Source organism: Halomonas icarae, from assembly GCF_009901955.1.
GTDB classification, from domain to species: Bacteria; Pseudomonadota; Gammaproteobacteria; order Pseudomonadales; family Halomonadaceae; genus Halomonas; species Halomonas icarae.
This window is the reverse complement of the sequence record NZ_WUTS01000001.1, coordinates 1103544-1115893: the sequence shown is the minus strand read 5'-3', so window position 1 is coordinate 1115893 and position 12350 is coordinate 1103544. Positions and strand designations below refer to the sequence as shown.

Sequence of the window (12350 nt, the reverse complement as noted above, 5' to 3'; positions counted from 1 at the left end):
CGGGTTGGGGGATGGCGTGAGCGTATTTCAAACAACTGTTTTAATCAAGCGGGCCTTAGCTGTTGTGATGCGCAGAGCTGTTGTTATTTACAGAGCTGTTGTCGTGTACAGGGCTCCGGGTCGCTAGGGAGGCATTGATGGGAGAGTGGCTGGCGGACGTCGGACTGTTTCTGGTCCAGTTGCTGAGTGTGGTGCTGGTGGTCGGGCTCGCAGTCGCGGTGGTGGCCAGATTGCGACAGGAGGCGGGCAGCGACTCACGGCTCAAGCTCGTGGAACTCAATCGGGGGCGTGACGAAAGGAAGCGGCGATTGCGGCTGGCGGCCAGCGAGCCGGGGGCCCGCAAGCGCCTGCTCAAGGCCTTTCGTCGCGAGGACAAGCAGCAGGCCAAGGCCGGCAAGTCTCATAAGCATGAGGGAGAGGAGCGCCGGTCGACGGTCTGGCTGATCGACTTCCATGGGGATATTCGAGCCAGCGGGACCGACCGCTTCGCCGAAGAGATTTCGGCGATCATCGCGGCAGCCGAGTCGGGAGACGAAGTGGTGGTGCGCCTCGAGTCTGCGGGTGGCCTGGTGCATGCCTATGGTCTGGCCGCCGCCGAGCTCGACCGCCTGCGTGACGCGGGACTGGCCACGACGGTCTGTATCGACAAGGTGGCCGCAAGCGGTGGTTACCTGATGGCGTGTGGGGCAGACAGCGTGAGGGCAGCACCACTGGCAGTGGTGGGCTCGATCGGTGTGGTGGCCCAGGTGCCCAATGTGCACCGTCTGCTCAAGCGCCACGATATCGATGTCGAGGTGCTGACCGCCGGACGCTACAAGCGCACCCTGACGGTGCTCGGTGAGAATACCAATGAGGGGCGCGAGAAGTTCATCGATGATCTGGAGAGGACCCACGAGCTGTTCAAGCGCCATGTGGCAGAGCGCCGGCCCGAGCTTGATATCGAGGCGATCGCCACCGGCGAGATCTGGTACGGCAGTGAGGCCCTCGACAGGGGGTTGGTCGATGCTCTGGGCACCAGCGAGGCCTATCTGGCAGAGCGCATGCAGGAGGCCAGGGTGATACGGGTCAAGCTGGAGCCTTCACGCCGGCTGGCCGAACGGCTTGGTGCGGCGGTATCCGCCGGTGTAGAACAGACGCTGCTGCGTGGTGCCCAGGCGCTGGATGCCAGCCTCTGGCAGAAGCGCTGATTGAGCCCCAGGCCAGAGGCTTGCCCCTCCGGCCTAAAGACGCAGTGCCTGATCCTTGGATATCAGCGATCTGCCAGGCCTAGGTCAACGAGAGTGGCGATGATCGACCTGACGCTGTCACCCTGCAGCGAGTAGTAGATGGTCTGAGAGCTGCGTCGGGTCGAGACCAGCTCCTCGCGACGCAGGATGGCGAGGTGCTGTGAGAGCGCCGACTGGCTCAATGCCAGATGCCCGTTGAGCTCGGTCACCGACATTTCACCCGCGTCGAGCAGACAGAGGATGCGAAGCCGATTGTCGTTGGCCATCGCCTTGAGCAGGGCGGTGGCGCGATCAATGGCGCCACTCCCCGCTTCGATGAGTCTTGCTGCCTCGCGGCTGGGAGTTTTCATGGCATGTCCCCGCGCTGCATGTTAAGTGGAGAGAGTGTATCGAGCGCTGACAAGCGCCGTGACGGTATATCATGCTTTGCTCAAGCATAGACTACTTCTTGTCGCCTGTGGGCGTTGAGACAGCGTTTTTTCACGGATCACCATCCGCGTATTGTGGGAAGTTGTTGACAATAGAACTCCATCTCCTGCGTCTTTCGTCGAAAGTTAGCCTATTGTATGAGGGATCCTGGAAGCCTGTGCATTACAGTGTCAACAATCATTTGCACTGAATCGTGACAGGAGCGCCATGAATACCTACGCCAATGAATTTCGTCGTTCGATCGAGCAACCTGAAACCTTCTGGGCCGAGCAGGCTCGCCGCATTCCCTGGTTCAAGAAGCCTGAGAGGATCCTCGAGTACGATGAGGCCAGTCATGCCCGCTGGTTTGGTGATGGCGAGCTGAATATTGCGTATGCCGCACTCGACCATCATGTCGAGCAGGGTAGGGGGGATCAGCCGGCCCTGTTATGGGACTCGCCGGTGACCGACAGCAAGCGCACGCTGACGTATCGCCAGATGCGTGACCAGGTGGCGCGGTTCGCCGGCGCCCTCAAGGCGATGGGGGTCGAGAAGGGCGACCGGGTGGTGATCTACATGCCCATGGTGCCCGAGGCTCTGATCGCCATGTATGCCTGTGCCAGGCTGGGTGCCGTGCACTCGGTCGTGTTCGGTGGCTTCGCGCCCCACGAGCTGGCGGTGCGTATCGAAGATGCCACGCCCAAGGTGGTGGTGGCCGCTTCCTGTGGCGTCGAGGTAGGCAAGGTCCTGCCCTACAAGCCCATCGTCGACACGGCCATCGAGCAGAGTGCCCACAAGCCCGATGCCTGCGTGATCTTTCAGCGCGAGCAGCATCTCGCCGAGCTGGGTGAGCGCGACCATGACTGGGCGACGCTCATCGAGACCTCGACGCCCGCCGACTGTGTGCCGGTGAAGGGTACCGATCCCCTCTATGTTCTGTACACCTCGGGTACTACGGGCAAGCCCAAGGGGGTAGTGCGCGATACCGGTGGCTATGCGGTCGCGCTGAACTACTCCATGGACGTGATCTATGACGTGGCACCGGGCGAGGTATTCTTCTCGGCGTCGGATGTGGGCTGGGTGGTCGGTCACTCCTACATCGTGTACGCGCCGCTGCTGCGCGGGGCGACCACCGTCGTGTATGAGGGGAAACCGGTAAAGACCCCGGATGCCGGGGCGTTCTGGCGGATCATCGAGGAGTATCGGGTGAAGAGCTTCTTCACCGCGCCGACGGCCTTCCGTGCCGTCAAGAAGGAGGATCCGGACGGCAAGCTGCTGGCGCAGCACGATATCTCGAGTCTCAAGGCGCTGTTCCTGGCGGGGGAGCGCCTCGACCCGCCGACCTTCCACTGGCTGGATGATCTGCTCGACGTGCCGGTCATCGATCACTGGTGGCAGACCGAGAGCGGCTGGCCCATCGCCGCCAACCTCCATGGCCTCGAGCCCATGCCCACCAAGGCGGGCAGTGCCACCGTGCCGGTACCAGGCTACAACGTGCAGATCCTCGACCGTGAAGGGGAGTCCATGGCGCCCATGGCCCAGGGCAGCGTGGTGATCAAACAGCCCCTGCCGCCGGGCTGCCTGACGGGGGTGTGGGGGGATCCCCAGCGTTTTCACACGGCCTATATGGCAGCCTACCCGGGTTACTATTTGACCGGGGATGGCGGCTATATCGATGAGGACGGCTATCTGTTCATCATGGGGCGCACCGATGATGTCATCAATGTGGCCGGCCATCGCCTCTCCACCGGCGAGATGGAGGAGGTCGTCGGCGACCACCCCGCCGTGGCAGAGTGTGCCGTCATCGGTATCCATGATGCGCTCAAGGGGCAACTGCCGGTGGGTCTGGTCATTCCGAAGGATGGCTTCGATGGGCGGGAGGTTGAGCTGGAGACGGAGCTGATCGCCCTGGTGCGGCAGAAGATCGGACCGATTGCCTGCTTCAAGCAGGTGCTGGTGGTGGATCGCCTGCCCAAGACGCGTTCGGGCAAGATCCTGCGCAAGCTGTTGCGCAATATCGCCGATGGCAAGGAATACTCGATTCCCTCCACCATCGATGACCCGGCGAGTCTCGAGGAGATTCATGAGGCCATGCAGGCCCATGACGTCGGTGCCGCCAGTGAAGCGCGCCAGGTATAGGCCTCCCTGGGTGATATGACACGATCCGCACGCCGCCCCATGGGGCGGCGTGCGGCGTTTCGGGCAGGGCGCATGGCCAGTCGGCCCCTCACGCCGTATAATGCGCCCGCGCCGCGTCGCTACTGACGCATTCTTGCATGAGGGTTCCCTCACCCCTCCCCAAAAAAGGACTCAAGATGTTTGTGTTGTCTGATCTACAGTATCGCCGCTGCCTGGCGCTGCTGGTGACCTTCCACATTGCCGTTATCGCCGCCAGCAACTATCTGGTACAGCTGCCATTTACGATGTTCGGCCTGCATACTACCTGGGGGGCATTTAGCTTTCCCTTCATCTTTCTGGCGACCGACCTGACCGTGCGTCTGTTTGGCAAGGGGCCTGCTCGGGCGATCATCATGCGGGTGATGCTTCCGGCGCTGGTGATCTCCTATACCGTCTCGGTGGTATTTCCCCGTGGCAGCTTTGCGGGGCTCCAGGCGCTTGGCGAGTGGGACCTGTTTGTCGCGCGCATTGCTGTGGCCAGCTTCATGGCCTATGTGCTGGGACAGCTGCTCGATGTTCATGTCTTCGATCGCCTGCGTCGACTGCGCGCCTGGTGGGTGGCACCGGCGATCTCCACGGTACTGGGCAATTTGGCCGACACCCTGGCATTCTTCTCGATTGCCTTCTATAACAGCCCCGATGCCTTCATGGCAGCCAACTGGTTGGAGATCGCCCTGGTGGACTACGCGGTCAAGCTGCTGATCAGTGTGGTGTTTTTCCTACCCCTCTATGGCGTGCTGCTGGCCTGGCTAAGCCGCCGCCTGGTGAGTGTTACCGGGAGTGATGATATGGCACCCGACGCGGTGCGTGCTCGCTACTGATTGTCGGTTTCTTTTTTCGCCCCCTGTTTCCCGCCTCCCCCCGGACGAGGACCCTTTTATGTCGATCGAGCTCAACTACCTGGATACCGGTGGCGATGGCACGCCACTGGTGGTGATCCACGGCCTGTTCGGCAGTGCCGATAACTGGCGCTCCCATATCAAGGCCTGGGAGCAGCGTCATCGGGTGGTGGCGGTGGATTTGCGCAACCACGGTCGCTCCCCGCATGTGGAGGGCATGGGTTACACGGCAATGGCCGACGATATCCTGGCCCTGCTCGATAGTCTTTCGATCTCCCGTGCCCACCTTCTCGGACACTCCATGGGCGGTAAGGTGGCGATCACCCTGGCGCGTCAGGCCCCTGAGCGGGTCGCATCGCTGATCATCGGAGATATCGCGCCGGTGGCCTATGGGCACGATCACGACAGTGTCATGGCGGGACTGCGCCGAGTGAAGGAGGGTCGCCCCGCGAATCGCCGCGAGGCCGATGCGCTGCTGGCGGAGCATGTGAAGGAGCGGGCGGTGCGCCTGTTCCTGGCCACCAATCTGATGCGTGGTGAAGACGAGGGACTGGTGCTACGCCTCGGGCTGGACCAGATTCAGTCAGACTATGAGTCGATCATGGCCGAGCCGGCGGGAAGCAAGCCCTTTACCGGGCCCACCCTGGTGCTGCGAGGCAGTGCCTCCCACTATGTCGCCGACGAACACCTTCCGGCACTGCGCAAGGTATTGCCGGAGGCACAGCTGGTGACGCTGGACGCCGGGCATTGGCTACATGCCGAACAGCCAGAGGCATTTCGTGGGGCCATCGATACCTTTATCGACGCGCTGTAGCGCCCTTTACCCAGGCGCTGTTCCTGGAGGCTACTGAGCACCAGGGTCCACCGCCAATTTCTCCAGTGGGCTGATCGTATCGATCAGCCCGTTTTCATGTAGGTAGGCCTCGACACGGCGGTAGCGCCTGCTGTCCAGTGCTGCCGGCTGGGCGCTCATGCGCAGCAGGTTGGCATTCCAGCTTGCCCGGTTCGCGGAGGTGTCAAGCGTAGGCTCCTGCTCGATCAGGGCTTCCCAGGCCGCGTTGGGGTGCTCGATTATCCAGAGGGTGGTCTCGCGCAGGATGTCGAGCAGCTCGTTGATTGGCTCTCGCAAGCGAGGGAACTGGTCGCGGTGCGCCACGAGTATCAGGCCGTCATGATGAGGGATGCCGTACTCCTCTACCTTGAGCAGTCGGTTTGCCACGCCTCGGTTCGCCAGCTGACGAGGCAGTGTCAGGCGCAGGGGCGTCACCAGCCCGTCCAGGGTCTGCTCGGTCATGGCGGTGGCCAGGGCAAAGCCGGTCTCGACTAGCTGAACCTCGTCGGTGCTGATGCCGTGAGGCTCGATAAGTGCCGGTAATAGTATATCTCGGGCCACGTCGGTCGCGTGCCCGAGGCTGAGTCCGGCGAACCCCTCCGGCCCCTCGACACCGGCGGACTCGCGTGTCACCACACCGGTCAGCGGAGTGTCGACCAGCGTCGCGACGCGGAGGGGAGCCTTGCCACGGTCGACCTGCAGATGCAGTTGCAGCTGGTGGGTGAGCGCCAGGTCGATGAGTCTGGCATCGAGGAGGCGAAGCGGCGCGCCTGGGTCGGCCGGTGTCCGAATCTCCAGCTCGAGGCCTTCGCGCTGGGGCAGCCCGTTGCTCGCCGCCAGGATCAGCGCGGCGTGGTGCAGGCTGGGGTACCAGTCGAGCATGATGGTCAACGCCTCCAGCGGCGGCGGCGCCAATGGCTCAGGGGGCGAATGAATAACGCTGGGTACAGGAATGGCAGGTTCGACGAGTTCTGCCTGGTCGCCAAGGGGGATCTCCTCTGACTCGCCCCCTTTCCTGGACTCCGAGGCAGCTTTTGGCAAGGGCTCAATATTCGGCACCATCACATCGCCCTCCAGGGTCAGCGGCGGGGGAGGTGCCTCGAGGCTCTCCGCGGCCCAGGTCAGGGGGGGCGTGAGTGTCTGGAGTACCAGCAAGCTGAGAGCGAGGCATCGGTGACGCCAGTAGGGAGAGGCATGCTGCTTGGGCATTCATGAGCTCCGCGGCTGATGGGGTGTGCGGCCGCAGGCCAGTGTATCCGGATCTCCGGCTACCCCGCCAGTTGGTGTCGGGAGCTCTCACCCAGGCCTGTCGCGCGCTTTCCGGGCACATGCAATAATGCATGGCCCGCTCTTGAGAGGATGCCATGGACGTCATCAACACCCTGTTCTTCTTCACCGGGCTGCTTATCGCCCTGAGCGTGCTCGGTAGCCGAGTCTCCTCAATGATTGGCCTTCCTCTCCTGCTGATCTTCCTTGGTCTGGGCATGCTGGCCGGCGAGGAGGGAGTGCTTGGGATCGAGTTCGATAACTACCCCCTGGCCTTTCTGATCAGCCATCTGGCCCTGGCCATGATTCTCCTCGATGGCGGACTGCGGACACGCCTGAAGACTTTCCGCGTCGCCTTCAAGCCAGCTTTGACCCTGGCGTCTGCCGGTGTCTTTATCACCGGGGGGCTGGTCGGCCTGTTTGCGATGTGGATATTCGACCTCGGTCTGGTCGAAGGCCTGCTGGTAGGAGCCATCGTGGGCTCGACCGATGCGGCCGCGGTGTTCTCGATGCTCAGCGGGCGAGGCCTGAATCTCAACGAGCGGGTCGGGGCGACCCTGGAGATCGAGTCCGGCACCAACGATCCCATGGCGATTTTCCTGACCCTGGTGCTGGTGGAGATCCTGGTCGGCGACATCGGTGGGCCCATGGAGACCGGGCTGATGCTGATCGAGCAGTTCGGCCTCGGCCTGGTGATCGGGGTGGGTGCCGGCTGGTTAAGTGGCCGTCTGCTGCGCTGGGTCGATCTGGCGCCCGGGCTCTACTCTCTGCTCGCCCTGTCGCTGGGGTTCTGTATCTTTGGCCTGACCAGCTTTCTCGGTGGCAGCGGCTTCCTGGCGATCTATCTGGCCGGCCTGATGATCGGCAACCAGAAGGGACGCCACCTCAACTACATCCTGCCGGTCCATGATGGCCTGGCCTGGCTCAGTCAGATAGGGCTCTTCCTGGTGTTGGGCCTGCTGGTATCGCCATCGGACCTGCTGCACTATGCGCTGCCTGCGACCCTGGTGGGGCTGATGCTGATCTTTGTGGCGCGCCCCCTGGCGGTACTGGTCTCGCTCAAGCCCTTCTTCAAGTTTCGCTGGCGCGAGCTCGGCTTCATCTCCTGGGTCGGCCTGCGTGGAGCCGTGCCGATCGTACTGGCGATCTTCCCGGTGATCGGTGGCGTGGAGGGGGCGGAGCTCTACTTCAATGTGGCCTTCGCGGTGGTACTGTTATCCCTGTTGCTGCAGGGCGGCACGCTGTCGCTGATGGCGCGGTGGACCCGGGTGCTGATACCGACACCGGTCAGCCCCAACCATCGCGGCCCTCTGGGAATTCTGCCCGAGAACGATTACGAGATGTTCGTCTACCGGGTCGAGAACGAGGATCTCGCCGACGTCCCCATTCGCCTGCTGCGCTTTCCCTCCGGCGCCCTGATCTCGGCCCTCTTTCGTGAGCACGCCATGCTACACCCCAAGGGGAGTACGCGATTGCAGCTGGAGGATGTGCTTTGCGTGATCGGTCGCAGCGAGGATCTGCCGGCGCTGAATCGGCTCTTCAATGGAGAGGCGAAGCTCAAGCAGGAACGCGCCTTCTTCGGCACGTTCACCTTCGAAGGGGAGGCCAGGATGCAGGATATCGCCGATGCCTACGGGCTGACCCTGAGTCCCGGTGAGCGGGAGATGAGCCTCAGCGAGTTTGTCTCGTTGCGTGTCGGTGGCCACCCGGTGGTCGGCGATGATGTGGACTGGCACGGCATCCACTGGGTCGTCAGCGAGATGGATGGCAACCGCGTCACCCGGGTCGGTCTGCGGCTTTACTAGCCATCGCCGATATATCCGCTAAGGCATTGATCGCCATTGGCTCTTGACCTGAGAGAGAAAGCTGGTAATATTCACCGCCGTAAGCCGGAGGGATGGCAGAGCGGTTGAATGCACCGGTCTTGAAAACCGGCGTAGGTGAGAGCCTACCCAGGGTTCGAATCCCTGTCCCTCCGCCACTACACTAGGAAAAGCCACTGTTCTCAGTGGCTTTTTCTTTTTTTAAGCCTCTCTCCTGGCCCATGTGGTTCATCCCCTGACCTCGGCGACTGCCTGGAGGCGACGGGTTACTCCTGGGTCGCCCGCCTTGCGACTATCTCGCCACGTCTTGTCGCCACCAGGTTGGCTACCCTTACCTACCTTCTGCCATAGCATCCTTTCCTCGAGGCCACCCGAATGGCATTGAAAGCCACGATCTACAAGGCAAGGCTCCAGATTGCCGATCTGGACCGCCACTACTACGGTGACCATGTTCTTACCCTTGCTCGTCACCCCTCGGAGACCGACGAGCGCATGATGCTGCGCGTGGTGGCCTTCGCCCGACATGCCCATGAAGATCTCGCCTTCGGTCGCGGTGTCAGCACCGACAATGAGCCCGATCTCTGGGTGCGGAGCCTGACCGACGAGATTGAGCTGTGGATTCAGCTGGGACAGCCGGATGAACGCGAGATACGCCGTGCCTGCGGCCGCGCCCGCCAGGTGGTGCTCTATACCTACAGCGGTCAAGGAGCGGGCATCTGGTGGGAGCAGCTCGGCAGCAAGCTGGCCAACCTGGGCAATCTCTCCGTCTATGACATCTCGCCGGAGACCATGGCAGCGCTGGTGCAGTTGGTGCAGCGCGGCATGGAGTTCAATATCACCATCCAGGATGGCGCCATCTGGCTGGCCAGTGCCGAGGCGGCATTGGAGGTTGGCGTCGAGGTACGCCAGGAAGCCGACACGCGGCGGTAGTTGGCAGACCGTGCTTCGGGAAGCTGACCCGTCAGCCGCTCCGCTGGCAAAGCCCCCTTGCGGGCAGGGGGAGGAGCTCGCAAAGTAGTGGGACGCCCGCTGCTGCGAGACACCCCATGTCGACGCCTGACACCTTGCCCCGCCCGACACTCGCGGTTGCCGCTGCCGTGATCCGCAACGAGCGGATCCTGATGGTTCGCCGTGCCCATGCCCCGAACGCCGGGAGGTTGGCTCTGCCCGGGGGCAAGGTGGAGCCTGGCGAGACGCTCAAGGCCGCCGCCGAGCGTGAGCTGCGCGAAGAAACCGGGGTGCTGGCCAATGCGGGTGAGGTGCTTGCCGCCATCGATGTGCTCGACCATGACCCCATGGACCATCTACGCTCACATCATGTGGTGGTCGTGCTGCGCATGGCGTGGCAGGGCGGGGAAGAGGCTGCGGCAAGCGACGCCAGGGAGCTGGTCTGGCTCGATCGGGATGCACTGGAAAAGGCGGGGCCCGATGTCTGCAGCAGTGCGGCCAGGGTCGCTGGCGCGCTATTGGCGGCAGGAGACCAGCAGAAACAGCGTTGAGGTCCAGTGCATCAAGCTCTTGCGCGAGGAACTTCCAGCCGGCATGCTAGTCGATTGGCAAGATCAACTGACGTTAGGGAGCACAGGATCAATGGCCTACCAAGAGTCACAGATTAGCCGCCAGCAGAGTCAGGTGGGAGTCAGCAATACCAGCAAGGTATTGCGCAACACCTATGGCCTGCTGGCCATGACGCTGCTCTTCTCCGCCGTGACGGCGGGCGCCGCCATGGCGATGGGTATCGAGCGCATGAACATTCTGGTGTTCTTCATCGGTGCCTATGGACTGATGTTCCTGGTCCACAAGACGGCAAACTCCGCGATGGGGCTGCTGGCCACCTTCGCCTTCACCGGCTTTATGGGCTTCACCCTGGGGCCGATCCTAAACGCCTATCTGGCGATGCCCAACGGCGCCGCCCTGGTGATGAATGCCCTGGCGATGACCGGGCTGACCTTCATCGGCCTCTCCGCCGTGGCGCTGATCACCAAGAAGGACTTCAGCTTCCTGGGCAACTTCATGATGGCGGGTGCCATCGTGCTGGTGCTGGCCATGGTCGCCGGGCTGTTCTTCCAGATCCCCGCGCTGATGCTGATGGTATCCGCCGGCTTCGTGCTGTTCTCTTCCGCGGCGATCCTCTATCAGACCAGTGAGATCGTTCATCGCGCCGGTGAGACCAACTACATTCTGGCCACCATCACGCTCTATGTGTCGATCTACAACCTCTTCGTCAGCCTGCTCTCCCTGCTGGGCATCATGAGCAGCGACTGACAGCGCGAGTCACGCGAGACAGGGCTGGCCCCGCTTCGGCGGGGCCAGTCTGTTTGCAGGCCAGTTTCAGGAGTCCCCGGATGCGCTACGCCATCCTTCTACTCGATGCGCCCTACACCAGCCAGGCATCCCACTCCGCCTTGCGTTTTACCCGCGCGCTGCTGGCGCGGGGGCATGATGTCGAAGGAGTGTTCTTCTACCATGACGGCGTGCATAACGCGGCCAGGCTTGCCGCGCCGCCACAGGATGAGCCACATCTGGTCGATAGCTGGGCCGAGCTGGCGCGGGAGCACTCCGTTCCCCTCCAGGTGTGCATTGCCGCCGCCCTGAGGCGTGGCCTGCTCGATGAACAGGAGGCCGCACGGCATGGCAAGCTGGGGGCCAGCGTTGCACCACCCTTCGAGCTGACGGGGCTGGGGCAGCTCGTCGACCTGGGTCTGCGCTGCGATCGCCTGATCACCTTCGGCCCCTGAGGAGAGTTTCCGATGCAAGATGCAACATCTCAGGCCGAGCTGATGGTGATCCTGCGCCATGCCCCTCATGGCTCCAGCTGGCTCAAGGAGGGACTCGATGTCGCCCTGGTCGCTGCGGCCTTCGATCGGCGAGTCACGCTGCTGTTCATGGGCGAGGGCATTACGGCGCTGCTTGAGGGGCAACAGGCAGGCCCGCTGGGGCAGAAGGGTACGGCCCCGACACTCGCCATGCTCGAGATGTACGACATCGACAACCTGCTGGTGGAGCAGCGGGGCATGGATGAGCTCGGTTTGACCAGCGATCAGCTGATGCTCCCTGTCACGGGGGTGGACGACGCCGAGATCTCCCGCCTGGTGGCATCACATGCCCTGGTACTGAATTTCTGACGAGGCACGCCATGTTGCTGCATACCCTGAACAGGCCCCCGACATCCCAGGTTCTTGCCCAGGCCTTGGCGGGAATGGGGCCGGATGACAAGCTGCTGTTGATCGAAGATGGTGTCATCGGTGCCTTGCCGGCACACCGGGAGCATTTCAACCGGGTGGCGGGGCGCCTCTATGCCCTGCAGGAAGACCTCGAGTCCCGTGGACTCCTCCCGCTCCGGGACCAAGCGGTGAGGGTTGTCGACGTCGAAGGCTTCATTTCCATGACCGAAACGTGCGAGCGCACGGTGAGCTGGTACTGATGGCAAGCACAGAAATATACCGTTATCTACGTGTCTATAATCAAAATATCCCGCTCGATCCCGAAGGCTATCTCGTCAACATGAACGACTGGTCGATACACGTCTGTGAGCAGCTCGCGGAGGAGGAGGGCATCGCGATGACCGCAGAGCATTGGGAGGTCATCCAGGTGCTGCGGGACTTCTATGCCCGCTTCGAACAGGCACCGGCGATGCGTCCACTGGTAAAGGCCGTCGGCCAGGCCCTCGGGCCCGACAAGGGACGCTCGATCTACCTGATGAAACTGTTCCCGGGCAGCCCCGCCAAGGTAGGCGCACGACTGGCAGGGCTACCCAAGCCCGCCAACTGCCTATGAG

14 protein-coding genes and 1 tRNA gene are annotated in these 12350 nt (G+C 62.7%); 13 read left to right on the top strand and 2 right to left on the bottom strand.

Going from position 1 to position 12350, the window contains the following annotated elements; genetic code table 11:
* Positions 1 to 137: 137 nt before the first annotated feature.
* Positions 138 to 1187, top strand: coding sequence for a protease SohB (gene sohB / locus GRB80_RS05245; protein ID WP_161422773.1), 1050 nt, complete (start codon positions 138 to 140; stop codon positions 1185 to 1187).
* A 62-nt stretch (positions 1188 to 1249) separates the two neighbouring features.
* Here the strand turns inward: sohB and GRB80_RS05240 are convergent, their stop codons facing one another.
* Complete coding sequence (locus GRB80_RS05240; protein ID WP_161422772.1) at positions 1250 to 1576, bottom strand: ArsR/SmtB family transcription factor; 327 nt, start codon at positions 1574 to 1576, stop codon at positions 1250 to 1252.
* 265 nt (positions 1577 to 1841) lie between these two features.
* Here GRB80_RS05240 and GRB80_RS05235 point away from each other — a divergent pair, with 265 nt between their 5' ends.
* The 3 genes from GRB80_RS05235 to GRB80_RS05225 all read left to right on the top strand — a co-directional run bounded on the left by GRB80_RS05235 (position 1842) and on the right by GRB80_RS05225 (position 5465).
* Complete coding sequence (locus tag GRB80_RS05235; RefSeq protein WP_272922926.1) at positions 1842 to 3773, top strand: propionyl-CoA synthetase; 1932 nt, start codon at positions 1842 to 1844, stop codon at positions 3771 to 3773.
* A gap of 176 nt (positions 3774 to 3949) precedes the next feature.
* The gene (locus tag GRB80_RS05230) at positions 3950 to 4633 is read left to right on the top strand and encodes a 7-cyano-7-deazaguanine/7-aminomethyl-7-deazaguanine transporter (RefSeq protein ID WP_161422770.1); all 684 of its coding nucleotides are present in this window, start codon (positions 3950 to 3952) and stop codon (positions 4631 to 4633) included.
* 58 nt (positions 4634 to 4691) lie between these two features.
* Positions 4692 to 5465, top strand: coding sequence for an alpha/beta fold hydrolase (locus GRB80_RS05225; protein ID WP_161422769.1), 774 nt, complete (start codon positions 4692 to 4694; stop codon positions 5463 to 5465).
* A 30-nt stretch (positions 5466 to 5495) separates the two neighbouring features.
* Here GRB80_RS05225 and GRB80_RS05220 read toward each other — a convergent pair whose 3' ends face one another.
* Entirely contained in the window at positions 5496 to 6692 is a 1197-nt protein-coding gene (locus GRB80_RS05220) for an ABC transporter substrate-binding protein (protein WP_161422768.1), read from the bottom strand.
* Between the two features lie 155 nt (positions 6693 to 6847).
* Between GRB80_RS05220 and GRB80_RS05215 the strand changes: the two genes are divergently transcribed.
* The 9 genes from GRB80_RS05215 to GRB80_RS05175 all read left to right on the top strand — a co-directional run bounded on the left by GRB80_RS05215 (position 6848) and on the right by GRB80_RS05175 (position 12349).
* Positions 6848 to 8554, top strand: coding sequence for a potassium/proton antiporter (locus GRB80_RS05215; protein WP_161422767.1), 1707 nt, complete (start codon positions 6848 to 6850; stop codon positions 8552 to 8554).
* A gap of 86 nt (positions 8555 to 8640) precedes the next feature.
* Positions 8641 to 8730: transfer RNA gene (locus GRB80_RS05210), tRNA-Ser, on the top strand.
* A 217-nt stretch (positions 8731 to 8947) separates the two neighbouring features.
* Positions 8948 to 9502 (top strand): YaeQ family protein, encoded by a 555-nt coding sequence (locus tag GRB80_RS05205; RefSeq protein WP_161422766.1) that lies wholly within the window; start codon positions 8948 to 8950, stop codon positions 9500 to 9502.
* 116 nt (positions 9503 to 9618) lie between these two features.
* Positions 9619 to 10071 (top strand): NUDIX hydrolase, encoded by a 453-nt coding sequence (locus GRB80_RS05200; RefSeq protein ID WP_132040997.1) that lies wholly within the window; start codon positions 9619 to 9621, stop codon positions 10069 to 10071.
* Positions 10072 to 10162: 91 nt separating this feature from the next.
* Positions 10163 to 10837 (top strand): Bax inhibitor-1/YccA family protein, encoded by a 675-nt coding sequence (locus tag GRB80_RS05195; RefSeq protein ID WP_132040998.1) that lies wholly within the window; start codon positions 10163 to 10165, stop codon positions 10835 to 10837.
* Positions 10838 to 10917: 80 nt separating this feature from the next.
* Positions 10918 to 11310, top strand: coding sequence for a sulfurtransferase complex subunit TusD (tusD, locus tag GRB80_RS05190; protein WP_132040999.1), 393 nt, complete (start codon positions 10918 to 10920; stop codon positions 11308 to 11310).
* 12 nt (positions 11311 to 11322) lie between these two features.
* The gene (tusC, locus tag GRB80_RS05185) at positions 11323 to 11697 is read left to right on the top strand and encodes a sulfurtransferase complex subunit TusC (RefSeq protein ID WP_161422765.1); all 375 of its coding nucleotides are present in this window, start codon (positions 11323 to 11325) and stop codon (positions 11695 to 11697) included.
* 11 nt (positions 11698 to 11708) lie between these two features.
* Positions 11709 to 11996 (top strand): sulfurtransferase complex subunit TusB, encoded by a 288-nt coding sequence (gene tusB / locus GRB80_RS05180; RefSeq protein WP_161422764.1) that lies wholly within the window; start codon positions 11709 to 11711, stop codon positions 11994 to 11996.
* Positions 11996 to 12349, top strand: coding sequence for a TusE/DsrC/DsvC family sulfur relay protein (locus GRB80_RS05175; protein WP_161422763.1), 354 nt, complete (start codon positions 11996 to 11998; stop codon positions 12347 to 12349). Before tusB ends, GRB80_RS05175 begins: the two co-directional genes overlap by 1 nt.
* Position 12350 lies beyond the last annotated feature (1 nt).

Bases quoted from the DNA above. Each gene is read 5' to 3' on its own strand.
- sohB (WP_161422773.1), top strand. From the start codon at position 138: ATGGGAGAGTGGCTGGCGGACGTCGGACTGTTTCTGGTCCAGTTGCTG.
- GRB80_RS05240 (WP_161422772.1), bottom strand. From the start codon at position 1,576: ATGAAAACTCCCAGCCGCGAGGCAGCAAGACTCATCGAAGCGGGGAGT.
- GRB80_RS05230 (WP_161422770.1), top strand. From the start codon at position 3,950: ATGTTTGTGTTGTCTGATCTACAGTATCGCCGCTGCCTGGCGCTGCTG.
- GRB80_RS05225 (WP_161422769.1), top strand. From the start codon at position 4,692: ATGTCGATCGAGCTCAACTACCTGGATACCGGTGGCGATGGCACGCCA.
- GRB80_RS05220 (WP_161422768.1), bottom strand. From the start codon at position 6,692: ATGCCCAAGCAGCATGCCTCTCCCTACTGGCGTCACCGATGCCTCGCT.
- GRB80_RS05215 (WP_161422767.1), top strand. From the start codon at position 6,848: ATGGACGTCATCAACACCCTGTTCTTCTTCACCGGGCTGCTTATCGCC.
- GRB80_RS05205 (WP_161422766.1), top strand. From the start codon at position 8,948: ATGGCATTGAAAGCCACGATCTACAAGGCAAGGCTCCAGATTGCCGAT.
- GRB80_RS05200 (WP_132040997.1), top strand. From the start codon at position 9,619: ATGTCGACGCCTGACACCTTGCCCCGCCCGACACTCGCGGTTGCCGCT.
- GRB80_RS05195 (WP_132040998.1), top strand. From the start codon at position 10,163: ATGGCCTACCAAGAGTCACAGATTAGCCGCCAGCAGAGTCAGGTGGGA.
- tusD (WP_132040999.1), top strand. From the start codon at position 10,918: ATGCGCTACGCCATCCTTCTACTCGATGCGCCCTACACCAGCCAGGCA.
- tusC (WP_161422765.1), top strand. From the start codon at position 11,323: ATGCAAGATGCAACATCTCAGGCCGAGCTGATGGTGATCCTGCGCCAT.
- tusB (WP_161422764.1), top strand. From the start codon at position 11,709: ATGTTGCTGCATACCCTGAACAGGCCCCCGACATCCCAGGTTCTTGCC.
- GRB80_RS05175 (WP_161422763.1), top strand. From the start codon at position 11,996: ATGGCAAGCACAGAAATATACCGTTATCTACGTGTCTATAATCAAAAT.